Source organism: Luteimicrobium album (assembly GCF_030161555.1).
GTDB lineage: Bacteria > Actinomycetota > Actinomycetes > Actinomycetales > Cellulomonadaceae > Luteimicrobium > Luteimicrobium album.
This window is the reverse complement of sequence record NZ_BSUK01000001.1, coordinates 1,156,664-1,176,968: the sequence shown is the minus strand read 5'-3', so window position 1 is coordinate 1,176,968 and position 20,305 is coordinate 1,156,664. Positions and strand designations below refer to the sequence as shown.

Here is a 20,305-nt window from a genome sequence, read left to right as displayed (position 1 = left end):
CCAACTGGTCCAGACCACTACCCTGGGGTCACTCGTCCGCGCCCCGCGCCGCAGCGGGGCCGAACCGCAGGAGGAAAGACATGGAGCGCACTGTCGTCGTCGCGATCGAGGAGGGCCTGCACGCCCGACCCGCGGCCCTGTTCGTCCAGGCGGCCGGGGCCCAGCCCGTGCCCGTGACCATCCGGAAGTCGTCGGACACCGAGGACCTCGAGGCCGACTCGATCCTCTCCGTGATGACCCTCGGCGCCGGGGCCGGCACCGAGGTCGTCCTCACCACGCCGGGCGACACCGCCGACGACGTCGCGGCGCTCGACGCGCTCGAGACCTTCCTCTCGCAGACCGTCATCGCCTGACGACAGCGCACCGGACCACCGGGGCACGCGGATGGCCGCCTCGAACCGGACGCTCACCGTCTGGTGCTTCCTCGACGCGCGGGGCGCGGAGCTCGCGCTCGAGACCGTCACCAAGAACCTGCCGGGCGTCCACAGGGTCCTGCGCGAGCACGTGAGCATCGTCTGGCACGTGGACGTCCCCGCGCCCGGCTGGCACTACGTCCAGGACCGGGTCGGACGGCGTGACGACGACGCGCGGTCCGGGCCACGACGGTTCTTCCGCGCGGTCGCCGCCATGCTCGGCCGCGGGATCGAGTACCCCGGGACGCGCACCCTGTCCGACGCGTTCATCTTCGCCGGGATCGGCGAGGACGTGGAGGAGGCAGTCGTCGGGCGGCTCCACGTGGACAGCTCCGCGCTGCTGCTCCTCACCGACGGTCCTGGTCCCGACGTGGAGGCCGTCGAGCATGCGCGGCCGGTCCTGTCGCTCACGCGCCACGGCCATGCTGTGCGGCGCCTCTCGCTGCTGGAGGGGTTCGCTGACCTCGGCGGGGTCGACCGGTACCGCGGCACCTGACCCTGACCCGGCGTCACCGTCGGCGGGCGGGCCAGGCGACGTCGTCGACGGCGAGGAACGGCTCGGCGGCGAGGCGGGCGGGCGTCACGCCCGCGAAGCCCAGGACCTCCCGGTGCAGGTGCGACTGGTCCGCGTAGCCGCCGTCGGCCGCCGCGCGCCCCGGCTCGAGACCCGCGACGATCCGGTGCGCCGCACGGTCGAACCGGACGAGCGTCGCCGCACGCTTCGGGGCGGCGCCGAGCTGCGCCCCGAACCGGGTCCACAGCCGCTTGCGGCTCCAGCCGACCTCGGCGGCCAGCTCGTCGACGCGCACGGCGCCCTCGCTCGCGACGATCCGCCGCCAGGCCCACGCCACCTCGGGGTCGGGTGCGCCGTGGCCGGTGCGGCGGCCCGCCAGCCAGGCGTCCGTCGCAGCGAACCGCTCCTCCCACGTCGCGAGCTCCCCGAGTCGCTCGCCGAGCCGGGCGAGCTCGCGCCCCACGACGTCGTCGAGCGGGACGGCGATGCCCTCCAGCTCGGCGGGGGAGACGCCGAGTACGGACCTGGCGACCGTGGGGGAGAGCCGCACCTCGACGCACTCGACGTCGTCGGCACGCACCGCGAACGACCCGCCCGCGCCGAAACCGAGCCCGGCGACGTGACTGCCCCAGCGTCGCCGGCGGCCGTCGGCGTCCCTCACGACGGACCGTCCGCCGACCTCCACGAGGAGCATGACCGACGGGTGCGGCACGATCCGGACCGGGTCGGGGGCGGACCGCACCCGGAACCCGGCCATCGCGGCGCGGGGCGTCCGGAGCGGGCGACGCGGCGACGCCACGTCCCAGGTGCTCACGTCGGCCACGGCGGGCGAAGCGGCCATGATCCGAGCGTACGACCGGGCGTCGCGGAACATTCGTCCAAGACACGTGCCGCCGGGCGGGCGGACGCTCGCGGCATGACGTCCACCGACACCGTGCCCAGCACCGTCCCCGCGAGCCGCTCTGAGCAGACCGTCTCCCTGCCCGACGGCGACCTCCACGTCACCGACGAGGGTCCCCGTGGGGCGCCGGCCCTGCTGCTCGTCCACGGCTCAGTCTCGTCCGGCCGGTCCTGGGACCAGGTCGCGCCGTCGCTGGCGGCCAGGTACCGGGTCGTGCGTGCCGACCTGCTCGGGCACGGGCGGTCCGCGAAGCCCGCGGACGCCTCCTACACCGTCCCCGACCAGGCCCGGCGCCTCGCCGAGGTCCTCGACCGGCTCGGGATCGGGTCGGTGCTCGTCGTCGGGCACTCGAGCGGCGGGATCGTCGCGACCGCGCTCGCCGAGCTGCGGCCGGGGCTCGTGCGTGCGCTCGCGCTCGTCGACACGGGCCCGAGCCTCGGCTCCTACCTCGACCCGCCCGCGGGCGGGCTGGCCCCCGGGCACTGGCCGCCCACCGACGACGAGCTCCGCGCGGCGGCGCGGACGGCGCTCGCGAGCGACGACGTCCCCGTCCCGGACGTTCTCGTCGAGGACGCACGCCGGATGGAGCTCGCCAGCCTCGGCGCGATCACGGCCGCCACGACGGCGTATCTCGCCGACGAGCCGCTGCCCGACCGGCTCGCACCCCTGGGGAAGCCGCTCCTCGTGCTCTTCGGGGAGCTCGACCGCCGATGGGCGCCCGCGTCCGCCGACGACTACGCCGTCGTCCCGGGGGCCACGGTGACGCTGCTGGCCGGCGTCGGGCACTCGCCGATCCTGGAGAACCCCGCACGGACCGCGGCGATCCTCCTCGACTTCGCGGACGCCGTCGAGCGGGTCGGCTGACCTCGGCCGGGCGTCAGGGGATGGCGATCGTCCCGGTGCCGGCGACCACCGCCGTCCCCGAGACGCGCACGCGGGTCGGCTCCACGTCGACGCGGATCCGGCTCGGCCGTCCCGTGGCGTACCTCTGGGCGATGACGACCGGCCGCCCGGCGGCTGTGCCCGGCGCCGGGCCCTCTGCTATGCCGTCGGCCGGGTTGAAGAAGCGCGCGCCACGTCGGCGTCGATATCGCCGCTCTCCGTGGTTGGCGGCGGGTCGGGGATTCCGGATCAAATACCACGGGATTCACTAACGTGCCCGGTTGGCTGCGGATCGTTCATGAGTGCCACGAAGGCGCATCACTCTCCCGAAGGAGGAGTGATGCGCCCTTCGCGTCACTCGGCACCCGCGTTCAACTTATTTCGTCGGGCCACCAACAGCATCGCAGAGTGTCAAGTGCCCGCGCAGGGAACTTGCAGGCCTCCCCTGGAGGCACACTCGGAGCGTCGCCGTGCTATCAGCCGAGCGCTGACTCGGCGGTGAGTGACTCTGGAAGATTCTCGCCTGGTTCGGGATCCACTTGGGCAAACCCGGCGTCGTCCGCCGCGAGATTCGCCCTCGTGGATGCGGTGGAATTGGCTGATGCAGCGTACAGTCCCGCATTTCCCCCGGTGACGTAGTACTGCTTTGCGAGATCGCCGTCGAGACCAGAGGCAGTCAAGTACAGTAAGTATTCGGATCCTGGCTTGAGCAGAGTTGCCGGCGGCGCTTGCTCCTTCGATCCGAGCTGCCGGACGGTGATTGAGGCCCCCTCGGCAAACCCTCCCTTTAGGACCTTGTCGACTCTCAAGTCGGATAACGTGAAGTCGGTCGTTGCGTCGATGTCATCCACAGTCCTTGTTCCCGACACAGTTCCGACGATCACCGCTGAGCTATCCGATGCCATGTCCTCCGGAGAGTTATAGAGCCGGGCCCGAGAGCCGTCGGCGCCGCTTCCTTCAGAACCGGCCACGCCATCGTTCGCGCTGGAGCATGCCGCTAGCGCGGAGATGATGGCCGCGACTGGCAAGGCTATCGCGATTTGCTTGAGTTTAGTCATGACCACTCGCTCTCAGTAGATAGCGTTGATGCCGTTCACTTCGTCTGATGTTAGTTGGACAACTCCGTCATTGTAAGCTTTTGTGGCACTCGTATACATCACGTGATGGAGTCCTGATACGTGATCCAGGCCCATACAATGGCCCATCTCGTGCGACCAGACGATCCGGTCGTTGACGTCTGTTTCAGTCCCTGAAAGATAGTGAGTGTTGAGTTTCATTGCACAGTTGGCCTGAATTCCGAGCGGGCATGACCATTGTGCGTGAGCCTCCCACCCTGTAGCCCCATAGTTGCCGCTTGCGGCGGTCCACGAAGGTCCGCTGGCGGTTGTCCGAGTGATGTGAGGAGCTTGCGTCCGATTGTTGTAGTCCAGGATCGCGTACGAGATGCCGGTTGAGTAGGTGCTGGCCACCGAACTGGTCCTGATCTTCAACTCTGCTGAGTGCCATTTGCACCCGGTTTTTGTGTAGGCCATGGCGGGTGAAGTTATCGTGGTCAGTCCGAGCGTGGAGAGGATCAGGAGGACGATCACAAATGCGAGCTTGCGTCGCCCCCTGCCCTCGTCGGAACAACGCGCGGGTGGCCGCTGAATCTGAGTCAAGTCTCCTCCTTGCACCGACAGCTGTGAAGAACGTGTGCAAAGAATAGCGAGTCTCATCGCAACGTCAACAGGGAGGCGCCATGAGTCGCGACGCGCCGATCGGACGAGGGCAGCGAATCCTGCGTTGCCGGACCCGACGGTTCCGTGCGGACGGGTTGTTGGGCGCAGCTCACGATCGGCGGGCGGTGGCTGCGTCCGGGCTGGTCAAAGCGGCTCATCGCAGATGAGGGTGTAGTAGGGGTCTGAAGCCGCCGGTCTGGGGTATGGATCGGGCGATGTAGTTGGTCAGGTTCCGAAAGCCGAGGGCGGAGCCGCGTAGATGCTCGAGCCGTCCGTTGATTGCCTCGCTGGGGCCGTTAGAGGTACCGGGTCGTTCGAAGTAGGCCAGGACGTCAGCTGCTCGCTTCTTCAGTGTCCGGCCGAGCGTGATGAGCTCGCTCAGCGGGGTCGGGACGCTGTCGCTGACGGCCTCGATCAGGCTGGCCATGAGCTCGCGACCGCGGGCAGGGTCCGGGGTGGCGGTAGGCGGTGATCATGCGCTAGTAGATGCCCCAGGTCGCCTCGACGGCGGCGTGCTCGTCGACGGCGAACAGGGCCTCCAGTCGGATGCGCTGCTTGTCGGTGAGGAGGTCGGTGCCGGTGTGCAGGGTCCGCCGGGCTCGGTAGAGCGGGTCGCCGGCGCGTCCGCGGTGGCGGTGCAGGTCCTGCTGGACCCGGCGTCTGCACCGGTCCAGGGCGTCACCCGCGAGGCGCACGACGTGGAACGGGTCCATGACTGCCGTCGCGCCGGGTAGTTCCTCGACGGTGGCGGTCTTGAACCCGGTGAACCCGTCCATCGCAACCACCTCGACCGTGTCGCGCCACGCCTTGGTGCGGGCGGCGAGCCAGGTCTTGAACACCTGCTTCGAGCGGCCGGCGACCATGTCGAGCAGCCTCGCCGGCCCGATGCCGTCGCGGATCGGTGTGAGATCGATGATCACGGTCACGCACCTGTCCCCGCGGCGGGTGTGGCGCCACACGTGCTCGTCGACGCCGATCACGACGACGGCGTCGAACCGGGCCGGGTCATCGATCAGGACGCGCTGCCCTTCGGTGAGGACGGCGTCGTTCGCGGTGTGCCACGACACCGCGAGAGCCTCGGCGACCCGGGCGACCGGCAAATGTGCGACGACCAGCCCGACCAGTGCCCAGCGCACTGCGGCCCGGGGCAGCTTCGCCCGCGGCCCGGCATCCTTCGTGGTGTCCTGGCGCCACACGTGCGAGCATCCCCGGCACCGGTAGCGACGCACCCGGACCTCCAACACCGTAGGGCGCCAGCCCACCGGTTCGTGCGCGAGGCGCCGGATCACCGTTCCTCGCGGCACACCCTCGCACCCGCAGCGCCGGCACCACCGGTCGGGCTCGACCTCCCGGCAAGCCAGGACTGCACGACCCGGTTCAAGGCGTTGCCCGACAGCGACGAGACCGAGCTCGTCCAGGCCACAGAACGTCGTCAGGTCAGGAGGGCAGAAGGTAGCGTCGTCCACGTCGGGGTCTTCCGGATGGGCAGTGTGAGAACTTCCATCCTGGGGGATCTCGACCCCTACCGGGTCCCACCACCGCTACACCCTCATCTGCGATGAGCCGTCAAAGCTGCCGCCATGCACGGAACCGTTGTCCGTGGCGTCACGCTGCAACTCTTGGGCGGCGCGTGGGCAACGGCAGAGCCCCGGACCTCATGGGTCCGGGGCTCCGTCGGTTCAGCGGGTGGCTGGCCTGCGCATCGACCTGCGAGGTCAGGCGGTGGTGCCGCCGGTCCCTCCGCTCGGCCCGTCACCTGGCCGGTTGCCTGCGCCCTCGACGACGGACTCCACCGCGCGCTTTACAGCGGGGTCGGACTTCTCGGCCGCCGTCTCGGCGGGCTGGTCGAACAGCACCGAGTCCTGGCCGTTGGCGTCGTCCTCCTCGCGGCCGGGCGTCCGCAGCTTCCACTTGAGGATCACCCACCGGAAGATGAAGTAGTAGATGACGCCGTAGGCGAGGCCGATCGGGATCAACAGCAACGGCTTGGTCGCGATGTTGAAGTTCAGCAGGTAGTCGATCGTGCCGGCGGAGAACCCGAACCCGGACTTGATGCCCAGAGCGTTGACGAGGGCGAGCGACGTGCCGGTGAGGACCGCGTGAATCGCGTAGAGCGGGTAGGCCACGTAGACGAACGAGAACTCGAGCGGCTCGGTGACACCAGTTACGAACGAGACGAGGGCGGCGGAGCCCATGATGCCGGCGACGATCTTCCGGTTCTGCGGCTTCGACGTGTGGATGATCGCGAGGGCCGCGCCGGGGAGGGCGAACATCATGATCGGGAAGAAGCCCGTCATGAACGCACCGGCCGTCGGGTCGTGGTGCAGGAAGCGGTTGATGTCACCGTGATACGTCTGCCCATCGGCTGCCGTGTAGCTACCGAACTCGAACCAGGGGAAGAAGTTGAGCAGGTGGTGCAGGCCGAGCGGCACGAGCAGGCGGTTCGCAGTGCCGTAGACGAAGCCACCGAGGACGTCGTGGTGCGCGACCCACTTGCCGAGGTTGGTGAGGCCGAGATCGAACCACTTGTAGACCAGCGACATGAGCACAGACGCGACGATCGCCGCGAACGACGTGATGATCGGCACGAACCGGCGACCGCCGAAGAACGCGAGCGCCTGGGGCAGCTTGATCCGGTAGTACTTCTGGTAGAGCAGTGCGGCGATGATGCCGATCACGAGGCCGCCGAGCACCCCGTAGTTGACGAGCTCCTGGGTCTGGCCCTCGTCGGGCTTGCCCAGGACGTACGGCGACATCGCGTCACCGACCCCGGTGAAGACGAGGTAGCCGATGACAGCGGCGAGCGCCGTCGAGCCGTCGGACTTGCGGGCGTAGCCGACGGCGACGCCGACGGCGAACAGGAGCGGCAGGTTGTTGAACAGGGCGTTGCCGGCCGCGGCCATGACGTCGGCGACGGGCTGGAGCCAGCTCGCGTGCTTGGCGAGGCCGTCGGCGCCGAGCATGTCGGCCTGGCCGAGGCGCAGCAGCAGGGCTGCGGCGGGAAGCGAGGCGATCGGCAGCATCAGGGCGCGGCCGATGCGCTGCAGCTGAGCGAATCCGGGGATGCCTCTCTTGGTCGAGGCGTCCGCTGTGGTGGCGGTCATACGGGGCACTCCTCATCGTGTGCTCGTCGGCACCGAGCACGGCGGGCGCCCACCGTGGTCGGCGTCGTCGGCTCGGCAGCTTGCGGGTCGGGACGGACGGGGGAACGCCGGCCCGGTCCCACTAGGATGTCTGGACCAGTGGGCCTAGAGTGGTCTAGACATTCGGTCCTTGTCAAGGATTTGTGAAGGAGGCGGCGTTGGCTCCCGACTACAAGCACGTGCGCGTCCGCGACTACCTCCGCGGTCTCGTCGCGCACGAGCTCGCCGTCGGCGACACGATTCCCTCCGAGCGCGAGCTCTGCGAACGCTTCGGCGTCTCCCGCATGACCGTGCGCCAGGCCATCGACGCCCTCGTCAACGAAGGCCTCCTCCACCGCGAGCAGGGCCGCGGCACCTTCGTCGCGCCGCCCCGCACCGACATGGAGCTTCGCCTCGTCGGCTTCGGTGACGACATGCGCCGCCGCGGCATGACGCCGCACACCGACCTCCTCGACGCCGAGACCGTCGAGGCGCCGTGGGACGTCGCCGAGTCCCTCGAGCTCGAGGCCGGAGCCGCGGTCCACCACGTGCAGCGGCTCGGCTGGGCGGACGGACGGCCCATGGCCCTCGAGGAGGCGTGGGTGTCCGCGGCGATCTTCCCCGACCTGCTCGACGGCGCCCCCGACGCGTTCCCGGAGAGCCTCTACGCCACCTTCCGCGACCACGGCCACGACCCGGACTGGGGCGAGGACACCGTGTCGGCGTCGGACGCCTCGGAGCACGAGGCCGAGCTGCTGCGTCTCGGGAGCGCCCGCACCGTCCTGCGCATCGCGCGCCGCACTTTCGCGGGCCAGGTCGCGTGCGCCTTCTCGCGGTCGTGCTACCGGGCCGACCGGTACACACTGTGGGTACCCCTGACCGCACCGAACCCCGTCGTCACCCCCGCGCGTCGGCACCGGTGACCAGCAACCCCGGCGACGCCGCAGCGGCCAAGCCCGGGACGACCCAGGAGGTGAGGCGATGACGCCCCACGACGACCAGGCCGGCCGCATCCTGCGTGCGCTCGGCGGAGTCGACAACATCGTCGAGATCGAACCCTGCACCACCCGGCTACGGTCCGAGGTCAAGGACCCGGCCGTCGTCGACCAGGCCGCCCTGCGCGCGGCCGGCGCCCACGGCGTCGTCGTGTCCGGGCGGGTCGTGCAGGTCGTGATCGGCCCCTCGGTCGACGTGCTCGCCAGCGAGCTCGAAGACCTCATGTGACCACCCACCACCCCAACCGGAACAGGCGCAGAAGCCTGACTCCACCGAGAAGGAGCACCAGATGAGCAAGGCGGAGCAGATCCTCGCCGGACTCGGCGGGGACGACAACATCGTCGACCTCGAACCCTGCATCACGCGCCTGCGCGTCGAGGTCGAGGACCCGGCTCGCGTGAACGAGGCCGGGCTCAAGGCGGCCGGCGCGATCGCCGTCGTCCAGTCGGGCAAGGTCGTCCAGGTCATCGTCGGCCCCGAGGCCGACACCCTCGCGTCGGACATCGAGGACCTGCGCTGATGGGGGCCGTGCTGCCGGTCGCGGCGCCGCTCGGCGGCACGGTCGTCGAGCTGGCCCAGGTCGACGACCCGGTGTTCAGCGCGGCCCTCGTGGGGCCCGGGATCGCGATCGACCCCGGCACGGCCGCCGAGTCGACGGCCGTCGCGCCGGTCGCCGGGACCATCGCGAAGCTCCACCCGCACGCGTTCGTCGTGAAGACGGACGACGGCGTGGGGATCCTCGTGCACCTCGGCATCGACACCGTGCAGCTCCAGGGCGCCGGCTTCACGCTGCACGCCGCGGAGGGCGACCGGGTCGAGGCCGGGCAGGCGCTCGTCACCTGGAGCCCGGGCGACGTCGTCGCCGGGGGCCGGTCGGCCGTGTGCCCGGTCGTCGCGCTCGACCAGAAGCCCGAGGCCGTCGCGGTGGTCGCAACCGTCGGGGAGTCGGTCGCGGCCGGGGCGGGGCTGCTCGAGGTCGGCTGACCGAGCACGGGCTTTCCGCCCGCCGAACACGGGCTCTGGGTCCGTCCGCTTCAGCGGACGGACCCAGAGCCCGTGTTCGGCGTCGAGAGAAGGTGGGGGCGTGGAGCAGGGATTCAGGCGAGGCGGAGCGTGACGCCCTGGGGGCTCGCGTCGACCGCCACGACCCGCAGGACGGTCCCGTCCGGCGTCGTCACCGCCACGGTGTCGTTGCCCTGCGTGCGGATCGTCGCGATCTGGAGCTGCGAGATCAGCACCCGCGTCCCGAGTGCCGCAGCCTCCGGGTCGGGCGGCAGCGGCGTCGGCGTGACCGAGGCTCCCATGCCCTGGGCGCGCACCGCGGCGGCGGGCGTCAGCCCCCGGCGGGCGACGACGCCTGGGCGTCCCGGACCGCCTCGATGGCGGGCTGCGAACCCGTGGTCGTGGGCGCCGTCGGCTGGGGACCCGTCACCGCCGGGACGGCACCCGTCGCGGGCGGCACCGGCGGGACCGGCACGACGGGCTGGGCGCCCGTCGCGAGCACGCGCGCCCGGTGCTCCTGCAGGGTCTGCACGACGACGTCGAGCAGGTCGTCGACCTCGTCGATCGCGTAGCCCTCGCGGAACTTCACGGTGTCGAACACCTTGGCGAGGACGTCCTCCGGACTGATGATGCCGTGCGTCGTCGGCGCCGTGCCGCCTTCGAGCGACGCCAGCGTCTGCCCGATCTCGTCGAGGTAGCCGTCGACCTCCTCGATGTCGTAGCCCTCACGGAACTTCGTCGTGCTGAACCTTCGGGACCGGATGTCCTCGGCGGTGATCATCGCTCCTCCGTTCTCGACCCCCTCACCTGGTGCAACTCTCGCACGACCAACGCCCGGGGCGTAACACGAACGGACCTGGACGAACCGGGCAGTCGGTAGCCAGGGCTCTGCGAGCTCGAGCCCGTAGCCCCGCTTCACCCCCGTCCGCACGAGTGGCGGCCGCCCGATGCCTCCCGCAGTCGCGGGGGCGATACCCACCTGGAACCGTTCTCTCACAGGTCCTGTGTGGGTGTCATGAGCGGGTGTCTGGCGCCCCCGGCGGCGAACGGCCCGTCGAGCGCCGCCCACTGCAGGAGCATGACGGTCTTGCCGTCGACGATCCGTCCGTCACGGGTCATCGCGAGGGCCTCCGTGATCGGCACCTCGAGCACCTCGATGTCTTCGCCTTCCTCCTCGATCCCGCCGCCCGCGTCGGTGCGGTCGGCCGGGGTGTACGGGGCGGCGAAGAAGTGCAGCCGCTCCGTCACGGAGCCGGGGCTCATGTAGGCGTCGAGCACGTGGGTGAGCGGGCCGAGCGTGATGCCGAGCTCCTCGGCCGCCTCGCGACGGATCGCGGTCACGGGATCGTCGGCGTCGAGCAGCCCCGCTGCGGCCTCCACGAGCATGCCGTCGGGGTGGTCGTTCACGTAGGCGGGGTAGCGGAACTGGCGCGTGAGGAGCACGACGCCGCGGGCGGCGTCGTAGGGCAGAACGACGGCGCCGTTGCCGCGGTCGTACGTCTCGCGTTGCTGGCTTTCCCAACGTCCATCGCGGCGCCGGTAGTCGAAGGTCGTGCGTCGCAGGACGTGCCAGCCGTGGGACGTGAGCTCGACGTCGCGGACGACGATGTCGGGGTTGCGGTCGAGGCCGCGTCCAGCCTGGTCGAGGCCGGTACGCCCACGATGGTCGGGAGAGTCGATGCCGGGGATCACCACGCTACAATACAGCGAGAACGTGCAACACCCGGAAAAAACAAGGATCCAGGAGCGAGCATGCTGGCAGCCGAGCGACGCGACCACCTCCTCGGTCTGCTCGCCAGCGAGGGCAAGGTCGTCGCGAAGGACGTCGCCGTCGACCTTGGGATCTCCGAGGACAGCGTGCGCCGTGACCTGCGAGAGCTCGCCGCCGAAGGGCTGTGCCAACGTGTCTACGGGGGCGCGCTCCCGGTCTCGCCGGCCGTCGTCGACTACGCCGCCCGCCAGGCCATGGCGCCCGACGGCAAGCGCAAGGTGGCCGCCGTGGCGGCAGGTCTCGTCCGGCCCGACTGCGCGCTGATCCTCGACGGTGGCACGACCGCGCTCGCCGTCGCCCAGGCGATCCCGCCCGATCTTGCGTGCACCGTGATCACGCACAGCCCGACGGTGGCTGCGGCACTGCTCGACCACCCCCGGGCCGAGCTCTTCCTGCTCGGAGGGCGGGTCTTCAAGCACTCGGCGGTGACCTGCGGCGCCGCCGCGGTCGAGGCGGCGCAGAACGTCTCAGCCGACCTGTGCCTGCTCGGCGTCACCGGTGTCCACCACGAGGCGGGGCTCACCACCGGGGACGCCGACGAGGCGGCGATGAAGCGCGTGCTGTCCGCGCGGGCAGCGGAGACCTATGTCCTCGCCTCCTCGGAGAAGCTCGGCACCGCGTCACGGTTCCGCGTCCTTCCCTGGGGCGAGGTCACCGGGGTCATCACCGACGCCGGTCACGGCCACCCCGTCGTCGCTCAGGTCGCCGCACTCGGCGTGGAGGTCCTGTCCGCCGCGCGATCGTGAGCGGCGACCCGGGCCTGGGGCCCGCCGGGTCGACCGGCTGCGTACGCTGCTGCTCGCGGCGACCCGCCGCCGACGAGCCGCTGAAGGAGCCACCGTGCTACGTCCCCAGGACACCGCAACCCGCGAGACGAAGCGGCTCGACGGGCTGTGGTCCTTTCGGCTCGACCCCGACGGCGTCGGGCGCGACGAGCGCTGGTTCGCCGGGCCGCTGCCGGGTGCGTTCGAGATGCCCGTGCCGGCGTCGTACAACGACGTCCTGCCCGACGCCGCCGTGCGCCTCCACGTCGGGGAGGCCTGGTACCAGCGCACCGTGCGGGTGCCACACGGCTGGGCGGGGGAGCGGGTCGTGCTGCGGTTCGGGTCCGCCACGCACCGGGCGACCGTCTGGGTCGACGACGTCGAGGTCGTCCGGCACGAGGGTGGCTACACGCCGTTCGAGGCGGACCTGACGGGGCTGCTCGCCGGACGGGCGCCCGGGGCGGAGCTCCGCGTCACGGTGTGCGTCGACAACGAGCTGACGTTCGCGTCGATCCCGCCGGGGATCGTCGTCGAGACGCCCGGCGGGCGCCGGCAGCACTACTTCCACGACTTCTTCAACTACGCGGGCCTGCACCGGTCCGTCTGGCTCTACGCCACCCCGACGACGTACGTCGACGACGTCACGGTCGTCACCGGGGTCTCGCGCGGCCCGGGTGACGGTGACGAGGTCGTCGGGACGGTCGCGTACGACGTCGTCGCCGAGGGCCGGGACGTGGGCGGCGTCGAAGTCCGGGTCGAGCTGCGGGACGGCGACGGTCGGACGGTCGCGGCGGGGATCGGCGCTTCGGGGACGCTGCGGGTCGAGGGGCCGCACCTGTGGGCGCCCGGCGACGGGTACCTGTACGACCTCGAGATCCGGCTCGTCGGCGCGGACGGGGTGCTCGCGGACGTGTACATCCAGACGGTCGGCATTCGTACAGTCGAGGTCCGCGGGACGCAGTTCCTCGTCAACGGCGAGCCGTTCCGCTTCCGCGGCTTCGGGAAGCACGAGGACGCTGCGATCCGCGGCAAGGCCCACGACGCCGTCCTGCTCGTGCACGACCTCGCCCTGCTCGACTGGATCGGCGCGAACTCGTTCCGCACCTCGCACTACCCGTACGCCGAGGAGGTGTACGACCTCGCGGACCGACACGGCGTCGTCGTGATCGACGAGGTCGCGGCCGTCGGGCAGAACTTCGACCTGCAGGGCGGGCTGCCCGGGCGCGGGCGCACGTTCGGGCCGGACACCGTCGGTGCGGCCGCGCAGGCCAACCACGCCCAGGCGATCCGGGAGCTCGTCGCGCGCGACAAGAACCACCCGTGCGTCGTGCTGTGGTCGGTCGCGAACGAGCCCGAGTCCGAGACCGACGAGGCCCGCGCGTACTTCGAGCCGCTCTTCGAGCTCACCCGCGAGCTCGACCCGACCCGTCCGGTGGGCTTCGCCAACGTCGCCACCGCCCCGCACGGCGCGTGCCGCGTGAGCGAGCTCGCCGACGTCGTCATGCTCAACCGGTATTACGGGTGGTATGTCGACACCGGCGACCTCGCGTCGGCAGAGGCGCACCTGCGCGCCGAGCTCGAGGCGTGGGCCACCGACGGCAAGCCGATCGTCGTCACCGAGTACGGCGCCGACACCCTCGCCGGCCTGCACTCGGCGACCGGCGAGCCGTGGACCGAGGAGTTCCAGGCCGCCTACCTCGCCATGAACCACCGGGTGTTCGACGCCGTCGACGCTGTCGTCGGCGAGCACGTGTGGAACTTCGCGGACTTCGAGACGTCCGCCGGCGTGCATCGGGTCGACGGGAACCGGAAGGGCGTGTTCACGCGCGACCGCCGGCCCAAGGCCGCCGCGCACTTCCTGCGGGAGAGGTGGCGGAGCGCGAGGCGGTCCGCGCCGACCGCGTGATGTCCGCCGGTCCTGGCGACCGGACGGACGCGGAGCCCGTGCTCGGCGGGCGCATTGCCCGTGGTCGGTGACTCACACGGGCTCGCCCGCGCCGTCGAGGCGGCCGGGGAGGCCGAACGACGCGAAGACCACCGGGTCCTGGAAGACGGAGTTCCGGCTGACGCCGTCGGCCGTGACCGTGAGGACCTGGAGCGTGTGCAGCGCGTAGCCGTCGCCGTCGCGCCGGTAGGCCGCGAACCCGGGCTGCCCGTTGGCGGCGACCGGCCGCGTGGGCCAGTCCGTGCCGCCGACGCCGTAGACCCACCTCATGAACTGCCCGTACCCGTCGCGGCCGGTGAACCAGTTGACCATGGGCGGCATCTCCATGAGCACGTCCTCGGTGAGCAGCGCCTTGATCGCCTCGACGTCCGCGCTCACGAACGCGGCCGTGTACCGGTCGAGCCAGGCCCGCTGCTCGGTCGCCGATGGCTCCGATGCCTGCGCCGGGTCCGTGCCGGCCGACTTCATCCCGGCCCGCGCCCGCTGCAGGGCGCTGTTCACGGCGGCGACCGTGGTGCCGAGTACCTCTGAGGCCTCGGCTGTCGAGAACGCGAGCACGTCCCGCAGGACGAGCGCCCCACGCTCCCGCGCCGAGCAGTGCGTCGGGGAGCGGCTCGAGCCACGGCACCTCGCCGCGGACGAGCGGAGCGAGCGGCTCCGACTCCGCGACCAGCCCCGACGGCAGCGGTCGCCGGGCGCGGCCCTCGAGCGCCGTCAGGCACGCGTTCGTCGCGATCCGGTAGAGCCAGGTACGCAGTGACGCGCGGGACTCGTCGTACGAGTCCCGCGCGCGCCACGCCCGCAGGAAGGTGTCCTGGACCAGGTCCTCGGCGTCGTGCACCGAGCCGAGCATCCGGTAGCAGTAGGCGAGCAGCTCCCTGCGGTGCGGCTCGAGCCGCCCCTCGAAGCCGTCGAGCGTCGTCACACCCGGGCCGGGACCAGCACCGGGCTGTTGTGGTACGCCGCGATCTTCCACGAGCCGTCCTTCCTCTCGAGCACCCAGGTCGCGTTCACCCCGCCGGACTCGGGGGCGGTTGTCGCGCCGTCGGGCAGGATCGCGGACTCGCTCACGACGACCGCGGCGTCCCGGCCGAGGAAACGCACGCTGACGTGCTCGTTCCACGTCGAGGTCCCCCGGAGCGGGCCCGCGAAGCCGTGGGCCATGCTGTCGCGGATAGCGTCGCGCCCGAGGCGGCGCGAGCCGGGCAGGATCGCCGTGGCGTCGGGCGTGTAGTCGGCGACCATCGCGTCGGCGTCACCGGCGGCCCACGCCCGGTAGGGGCCGGCCAGCACGGTCTCGATGGCGGTCTCGCGAGTACGTACCGGCGAGGACGCAGGAACTCGTGGTGGCGCTCTCATCCCGGCTCAGGCCTGGCGGCGCACGGTGACGTCCTCCGTCCGAAGGACGCGGTCCCCGGCTACCGCAGCCGGCCGTACGCGCTCTCCGGCGGGGTCGACGAACTCCAGGTTCGGGGTCCCGGGGTTCGGCCGGTTGCGATCCGCCCAGTCCCCGAGTGCGAGCAGGACGAGCGAGAGCTCGTGCCCGGCGGGCGTGAGGACGTACTCGTCCCGGGTGCGGCCAGTATCGGGCTTGTAGGGGTGCCGGGCCATGACGCCCGCCTCCACCAGGGTGTCCAGTCGGCCCGCGAGGACGTCCCGCGGCAGCCCGAGGGACGTCTGGAACTCCGAGAACCGGGTCGCGCCGGCGAGCGCGTCCCGCACGACCATCAGCGTCCACTTCTCACCGACGACGTCCAAGGCCCGGGCGATCGGGCAGCGTGCGTCGCCTCCAAGGATTCCCAGCATGGGGCGAGTCTACCTAGGTTCGAAATATGGACTCAGCATGCTAGGTTCAGAAGATCGACTCAAGTATTGGAGGAGCCATGACGAAGATGGACGGCGCGACGGTCCTGGTGACAGGGGCGAACGGCGGGTTGGGACGCGAGTTCGTCTCGCAGGCGCTGGCGCGGGGCGCTGCGCGCGTGTACGCGACGGCACGGACGCCGCAGGCGTGGGACGATCCCCGGGTCGTACCGCTGGAGCTGGACGTCACGGACGACGCGAGCGTCCGAGCCGCGGCAGACCGTGCTGCGGACGTGACCGTGGTGGTCAACAACGCGGGGGTCGGCGGGGCGAGGTCGCTGCTGTCCTCGACGGTCGAGGAGGTCGAGGACGTCTTCGCCACGAACGTCTTCGGGGCGCTCCGTGTGGCCAAGCAGTTCGCCCCCGTACTGGCTCGAAACGGTGGTGGCGCACTCGTCGACGTGCTGTCGGTGCTGAGCTGGCTGGCGCTGTCTGGCGGGTACTCGGCGTCGAAGGCGGCACTGTGGTCGATCACGAACTCGCTCCGGCTCGACCTCGCGCCGCAGGGAACCCAGGTCGTCGGCGCGCACCTCGGTTACACCGACACCCCGTTGATCGCGGGCCTCGACGTCGAGAAGAACGATCCCGCCGAGGTGGTCGCGGCGATCTGGGACGCCACCGAGGCAGGGGCGCGTGAAGCCCTCGTCGACGACGTCAGCCGTCAGGTGCGGTCGGCGCTCGCCGGCCCGCTGGAGGTGCTCTATCCACAGCTGAGCGAGGCCTCGTGAGCCGGCCAGTACGGCCGGCCTCGCGCTGAGGTGCGCGGGGGACGCCTCAGGGCCGCGGGACGTTCCGCAGGTTCGACCGCGCCATCGACACGGCCTCGCCCATCCCGTTGCCCATGATCTCCTTGCTCATCGCGACGACGAACCCGCGCACCTGTCCGGCGGTGATCGTCGGCGGCAACGACAGCGCCCGCGGGTCCGTGACGACGTCGACGAGCGCCGGCCCGGGCCGGTCGAGCGCCCCTCGCAGCGCCCCTCGCACGTCCTGCGGCCGCTCGACGCGCACCGCCGGGATGCCCATGGCGTTCGCGATCGCGGCGTAGTCGAAGTGCGGCGACTCCGTCCCGAACTGCGGCAGCCCGTCGACGAGCATCTCGAGCCGGACCATCGCGAGCGACGCGTTGTCGAACAGCACGATCTTCACGGGCAGGTCGTAGGCCTTGATGGTGAGCAGGTCGCCGAGGAGCATCGACAGCCCCCGTCGCCGGACATCGCCACGACCTGGCGGCCCGGCTCCGCGGACGCGGCGCCGATCGCGTGCGGCATGGCGTTCGCCATCGACCCGTGCAGGAAGCTCCCGATCACGCGACGCTTCCCGTTCGGGCTGATGTACCGGGCGGCCCACACGTTGCACATGCCGGTGTCGACGGTGAAGACGGCGTCGTCGGCGGCCTCCTGGTCGAGGATGTCGGCCACGTACTCGGGGTGGATCGGGGTGACCTTCTCGACGTCCTTCGTGTACGCGCCGACGACGCCCGTGAGGGACTTGACGTGCTTCCTGCGCATCTCGTCGAGGAACTTCCGGTCCTTCTTGGCGTCGACGAGCGGCAGCAGCCCGCGCACGGTCTCCCCGGCGTCCCCGACGACGGCGAGGTCCAGCCGGGTGCGCCGGCCGAGGTGGGAGGGGTCGAGGTCGACCTGGGCGGTGCGCACGTCGGCGGGGAGGAACTGGTCGTACGGGAAGTCGGTGCCGAGCAGGATCAGCAGGTCCGCCTCGTGCATGGCGTCGTAGCAGGACCCGTAGCCGAGCAGGCCGGACATCCCGACGTCGAACGGGTTGTCGTACTGGATCCACTCCTTGCCGCGCAGGGAGTGACCCACGGGGAGGCGATCTTGTCGGCGAGGGCGAGGACGTCGTCGTGCGCGCCGCGGACGCCCGCGCCGGCGAAGATCGTGACCTTCTTGGCGCCGTTGATGGCGTCGGCGAGCTCGCGCAGGGCGTCGGGCGACGGGATGGACCGCGGGGGAGCGGGCGGGGTGACCAGGGGGTCGATGCCGGGCACGATCGGGGGCGCGTCGTGGTCGGCGACGTCGCCGGGGATGGTGAGGACCGCGACGCCGGGTCCGCCGAGCGCGTGCTGGATCGCGGAGTTGATGACGCGCGGGGCCTGCGCCGCGGACGAGATCATCTCCGAGTACACCGAGCACTCGGTGAAGAGCCGGTCGGGGTGGGTCTCCTGGAAGAAGCTCGTGCCGATCTGCGCGCTCGGGATGTGGCTCGCGATCGCGAGCACGGGGACGCGCGAGCGGTTCGCGTCGTAGAGGCCGTTGATCAGGTGCAGGTTGCCGGGCCCGCACGACCCCGCGCACACGGCGAGGCTGCCCGTGACCTCGGCCTCGCCCGCGGCCGCGAACGCGGCGACCTCCTCGTGGCGCACGTGTACCCACTCGATCTCGTCGGACCGCCGCACCGCGTCGACGACGGGGTTGAGGCTGTCGCCCACGATCCCGTAGATCCGCTTGACGCCGGCCGTGATGAGCTGGGCGACCAGCAGGTCCGCGACGGTCTTGTTGCGCTTGTCCTGGGGTGACTTGCGTCCGAGAGCCATGGCTCCCATGCTCCGCCCGCCGCGTCGGGGACGCAGTTCGAGGCGGTGTGACGTGCGCCCGTCGTCGGACATGGGGACTTGTCCCCATGTCCACCGATGCGTCCTTTCCGCTACGGTTCGCGTGCCGAGGCGAGGAGAGCAGGATGAGCGGTCAGCTGGTGGCCCTGCCCACCCGGGCACGGGCGTGGGACGGTCCCGACCCCGACGACGACGGCGGTCCGGCCGCGAGCGAGGACGTCGCGGCGCGCGTCGTCCGGTTGGGGGACAGGGGCCGGTCGCTCGCGTGCGTCGCGTGAGGACGTGCGGCACGCCCCGGTGGGGCCGTGCGCCTCAGACGTGCGCCTCGACGCGGATCCGGGCGCTGCGGCGGAGCACCGCGGCGGTCGCGAGGACGAGCGCGGCGGCGAGCCCTGCGGCGGCGAGCACCACGAGGTAGCCCGCGCGCGCGCCGTCGGCGTCGATCCGGGAGCCGGCGACGGCGGAGCCGATCGAGACGCCGATCCCGAGCGCGGTCCCGGCCCAGGCGAGGCCCTCGGTGAGCTGTCCGGGCGCGACGACCTGCTGGATGAGGCCGTTGCCGTTGACCAGCGTCGGGGCGATCGCGAAGCCCGTCACGAACATGACCCCGACGAGCGCGGGGATCGAGTCGACGAGCCGGAACATCGAGACGCCGGCCGCGAGCACGACCATCCCGAGCACGAACCGCTTCCACAGCGCGGACCGCCAGTGCCGGGCCCCGTACAGGAGCCCGCCGCACAGCGACCCGGCGGCGAACACGGCGAGGATCGCGCCGGCCCACGGCTTGTGGTGGTGCTCGTCGGCGAAGGCGATCGTGGAGACGTCGGTCGCGCCGAAGACGACGCCCAGCGCGACGAAGACCACGCACACGACGAGCGCCGCGGGGTTCCGGAGCACGGAGCGGTGCCGGGCGCCGTCGGCGGCGCGGGGGCGGGGGCGGGCTCGGTCGCGCGCAGCGAGAGGAACCACATGCCCCCGAGCAGTCCGGCGACCAGCGGCACCGCGAGCCCGGACCACGGCGCGACGCTCGTGGCGAGCAGCGTCGCGACGACGGGTCCGACGACGAACACGACCTCGTCGAGCGCGGACTCGAGCGAGTAGGCGGTGTGGAGGCGTCGGGGGTCGTCGAGGACGGTGGACCAGCGGGTGCGGACCATCGAGCCGAACGAGCCGGCGCCGCCGCCCGCGAGGATCGCGAACAGGTACAGCAGCGGTTCGGGCGCACGCGTCACGGCCGTGACGATCAGCCCGATCAGCCCGACGCTGGCGACGGCCAGCATGGGCAGCATGATGCGTCGCTGCCCGTGGCGGTCGACGAGCCGCGCGAGCTGGGGCGAGCACACGGCCTGTGCGATGACCAGCACGGCGGAGATCCGCCCGGCGAGCGCGTACGACCCGTACAGCCCCTGGATCATCAGGACCGTGCCGATCCCGACCATCGACATGGGCAGCCGGGCCACGAGGGCGGACGCCGAGAACTGCAGCGCCCCGGGCACGCGCAGGATCGCGGCGTAGGGGTTGCGCGACGTGCGGCCGTCGGGCGACGGCACGGCGACGGGGGGCGTGGTGGGGTCGGGGGACGGCGACGAGCCGACCAGCTCGTGGCTGGTCGGCTCGTCGTTCTGCTGGGGTGAGGGATCCTGAAGCATTTCTAGTACAACGGTACCAGAACCTTCGCGCAACCACCCGGACGTCGCGGCTGTGTGCTGAAGTCACGACAACGGCGAGCCGGGAGAAGAGCGGGCAGGAGGGGCCGGGGACGTGTTGAGCGACCGTGGCGGGTCTGGCGGGAGCCGAGCGAGGAACGAGCGAGGCGGATGGTAGGTCGCGCAACACGTCCCC

Annotated in this window: 21 protein-coding genes and 5 pseudogenes; 11 read left to right on the top strand and 15 right to left on the bottom strand. The window is 71.3% G+C overall.

Features of this window, described 5'->3' with window-relative positions; genetic code table 11:
* The first annotated feature begins 80 nt into the window (after nt 1-80).
* Both QQK45_RS06020 and QQK45_RS06015 read left to right on the top strand, forming a co-directional pair.
* Nucleotides 81-353, top strand: coding sequence for an HPr family phosphocarrier protein (locus QQK45_RS06020; protein WP_284292487.1), 273 nt, complete (start codon nt 81-83; stop codon nt 351-353).
* 31 nt (nt 354-384) lie between these two features.
* Complete coding sequence (locus tag QQK45_RS06015; protein WP_284292486.1) at nt 385-909, top strand: hypothetical protein; 525 nt, start codon at nt 385-387, stop codon at nt 907-909.
* 13 nt (nt 910-922) lie between these two features.
* Here the strand turns inward: QQK45_RS06015 and QQK45_RS06010 are convergent, their stop codons facing one another.
* Nucleotides 923-1,768 (bottom strand): helix-turn-helix domain-containing protein, encoded by an 846-nt coding sequence (locus QQK45_RS06010; protein WP_284292485.1) that lies wholly within the window; start codon nt 1,766-1,768, stop codon nt 923-925.
* A gap of 75 nt (nt 1,769-1,843) precedes the next feature.
* Between QQK45_RS06010 and QQK45_RS06005 the strand changes: the two genes are divergently transcribed.
* Nucleotides 1,844-2,692, top strand: a complete 849-nt coding sequence (locus QQK45_RS06005) for an alpha/beta fold hydrolase (RefSeq protein WP_284292484.1) — start codon at nt 1,844-1,846, stop codon at nt 2,690-2,692.
* A 494-nt stretch (nt 2,693-3,186) separates the two neighbouring features.
* Here QQK45_RS06005 and QQK45_RS06000 read toward each other — a convergent pair whose 3' ends face one another.
* From QQK45_RS06000 to QQK45_RS05985, 4 genes and pseudogenes are all read right to left on the bottom strand, one after another.
* Complete coding sequence (locus QQK45_RS06000) at nt 3,187-3,768, bottom strand: hypothetical protein (RefSeq protein WP_284292483.1); 582 nt, start codon at nt 3,766-3,768, stop codon at nt 3,187-3,189.
* A gap of 12 nt (nt 3,769-3,780) precedes the next feature.
* Nucleotides 3,781-4,299 (bottom strand): matrixin family metalloprotease, encoded by a 519-nt coding sequence (locus tag QQK45_RS05995; RefSeq protein ID WP_284292481.1) that lies wholly within the window; start codon nt 4,297-4,299, stop codon nt 3,781-3,783.
* 283 nt (nt 4,300-4,582) lie between these two features.
* Nucleotides 4,583-5,894 (bottom strand): annotated as a pseudogene (locus QQK45_RS05990) (ISL3 family transposase).
* Between the two features lie 249 nt (nt 5,895-6,143).
* Nucleotides 6,144-7,532: a PTS transporter subunit EIIC gene (locus QQK45_RS05985; protein WP_284292480.1), complete on the bottom strand. Its 1,389-nt coding sequence runs from the start codon at nt 7,530-7,532 to the stop codon at nt 6,144-6,146.
* Between the two features lie 197 nt (nt 7,533-7,729).
* On the opposite strand from QQK45_RS05985, the gene QQK45_RS05980 reads away from it, so the two are divergent.
* The 4 genes and pseudogenes from QQK45_RS05980 (at nt 7,730) to QQK45_RS05965 (ending at nt 9,530) form a co-directional block, all read left to right on the top strand.
* Nucleotides 7,730-8,473, top strand: a complete 744-nt coding sequence (locus tag QQK45_RS05980; protein ID WP_284292479.1) for a GntR family transcriptional regulator — start codon at nt 7,730-7,732, stop codon at nt 8,471-8,473.
* Between the two features lie 58 nt (nt 8,474-8,531).
* Nucleotides 8,532-8,774, top strand: a complete 243-nt coding sequence (locus tag QQK45_RS05975; protein ID WP_284292478.1) for a PTS sugar transporter subunit IIB — start codon at nt 8,532-8,534, stop codon at nt 8,772-8,774.
* 31 nt (nt 8,775-8,805) lie between these two features.
* Nucleotides 8,806-9,066: pseudogene (locus tag QQK45_RS05970) on the top strand (PTS sugar transporter subunit IIB); the annotation flags it as partial.
* Complete coding sequence (locus QQK45_RS05965) at nt 9,066-9,530, top strand: PTS sugar transporter subunit IIA (protein ID WP_284292477.1); 465 nt, start codon at nt 9,066-9,068, stop codon at nt 9,528-9,530. The pseudogene QQK45_RS05970 and the gene QQK45_RS05965, both read left to right, overlap by 1 nt.
* Before the next feature lie 113 nt (nt 9,531-9,643).
* Here the strand turns inward: QQK45_RS05965 and QQK45_RS05960 are convergent, their stop codons facing one another.
* The 3 genes from QQK45_RS05960 to QQK45_RS05950 all read right to left on the bottom strand — a co-directional run bounded on the left by QQK45_RS05960 (nt 9,644) and on the right by QQK45_RS05950 (nt 11,243).
* Nucleotides 9,644-9,850, bottom strand: coding sequence for a hypothetical protein (locus QQK45_RS05960; protein WP_284292476.1), 207 nt, complete (start codon nt 9,848-9,850; stop codon nt 9,644-9,646).
* A gap of 29 nt (nt 9,851-9,879) precedes the next feature.
* The gene (locus QQK45_RS05955) at nt 9,880-10,329 is read right to left on the bottom strand and encodes a DivIVA domain-containing protein (RefSeq protein ID WP_284292475.1); all 450 of its coding nucleotides are present in this window, start codon (nt 10,327-10,329) and stop codon (nt 9,880-9,882) included.
* Nucleotides 10,330-10,541: 212 nt separating this feature from the next.
* Complete coding sequence (locus QQK45_RS05950) at nt 10,542-11,243, bottom strand: NUDIX domain-containing protein (RefSeq protein WP_284292474.1); 702 nt, start codon at nt 11,241-11,243, stop codon at nt 10,542-10,544.
* A gap of 57 nt (nt 11,244-11,300) precedes the next feature.
* Between QQK45_RS05950 and QQK45_RS05945 the strand changes: the two genes are divergently transcribed.
* Together QQK45_RS05945 and uidA are read left to right on the top strand one after the other, a co-directional pair.
* Nucleotides 11,301-12,065: a DeoR/GlpR family DNA-binding transcription regulator gene (locus tag QQK45_RS05945; RefSeq protein ID WP_284292472.1), complete on the top strand. Its 765-nt coding sequence runs from the start codon at nt 11,301-11,303 to the stop codon at nt 12,063-12,065.
* Nucleotides 12,066-12,159: 94 nt separating this feature from the next.
* Entirely contained in the window at nt 12,160-13,989 is a 1,830-nt protein-coding gene (gene uidA, locus QQK45_RS05940; RefSeq protein WP_284292471.1) for a beta-glucuronidase, read from the top strand.
* Between the two features lie 72 nt (nt 13,990-14,061).
* Here the strand turns inward: uidA and QQK45_RS05935 are convergent, their stop codons facing one another.
* From QQK45_RS05935 to QQK45_RS05920, 4 genes and pseudogenes are all read right to left on the bottom strand, one after another.
* On the bottom strand, nt 14,062-14,529 hold the full coding sequence (locus tag QQK45_RS05935; protein ID WP_284294957.1) for a nuclear transport factor 2 family protein: 468 nt from the start codon (nt 14,527-14,529) through the stop codon (nt 14,062-14,064).
* Between the two features lie 247 nt (nt 14,530-14,776).
* Nucleotides 14,777-14,881, bottom strand: a pseudogene (locus QQK45_RS05930) (sigma factor); the annotation flags it as partial.
* Between the two features lie 68 nt (nt 14,882-14,949).
* A complete protein-coding gene (locus QQK45_RS05925; protein WP_431310235.1) occupies nt 14,950-15,321 on the bottom strand; it encodes an SgcJ/EcaC family oxidoreductase in 372 nt (123 codons plus the stop codon).
* Between the two features lie 72 nt (nt 15,322-15,393).
* The gene (locus tag QQK45_RS05920; RefSeq protein WP_284292469.1) at nt 15,394-15,834 is read right to left on the bottom strand and encodes a winged helix-turn-helix transcriptional regulator; all 441 of its coding nucleotides are present in this window, start codon (nt 15,832-15,834) and stop codon (nt 15,394-15,396) included.
* Between the two features lie 77 nt (nt 15,835-15,911).
* Between QQK45_RS05920 and QQK45_RS05915 the strand changes: the two genes are divergently transcribed.
* A complete protein-coding gene (locus tag QQK45_RS05915) occupies nt 15,912-16,619 on the top strand; it encodes an SDR family oxidoreductase (protein ID WP_284292468.1) in 708 nt (235 codons plus the stop codon).
* A 46-nt stretch (nt 16,620-16,665) separates the two neighbouring features.
* On the opposite strand, the pseudogene QQK45_RS05910 reads toward QQK45_RS05915, so the two are convergent.
* A pseudogene (locus QQK45_RS05910) lies at nt 16,666-18,445 on the bottom strand (pyruvate dehydrogenase).
* 143 nt (nt 18,446-18,588) lie between these two features.
* Here QQK45_RS05910 and QQK45_RS05905 point away from each other — a divergent pair.
* Nucleotides 18,589-18,741, top strand: a complete 153-nt coding sequence (locus tag QQK45_RS05905; RefSeq protein ID WP_284292467.1) for a hypothetical protein — start codon at nt 18,589-18,591, stop codon at nt 18,739-18,741.
* Nucleotides 18,742-18,775: 34 nt separating this feature from the next.
* Here QQK45_RS05905 and QQK45_RS05900 read toward each other — a convergent pair whose 3' ends face one another.
* Both QQK45_RS05900 and QQK45_RS05895 read right to left on the bottom strand, forming a co-directional pair.
* On the bottom strand, nt 18,776-19,360 hold the full coding sequence (locus QQK45_RS05900; RefSeq protein WP_284295147.1) for an MFS transporter: 585 nt from the start codon (nt 19,358-19,360) through the stop codon (nt 18,776-18,778).
* Nucleotides 19,361-19,410: 50 nt separating this feature from the next.
* Nucleotides 19,411-19,878 (bottom strand): annotated as a pseudogene (locus QQK45_RS05895) (MFS transporter); the annotation flags it as partial.
* Nucleotides 19,879-20,305: the final 427 nt, after the last annotated feature.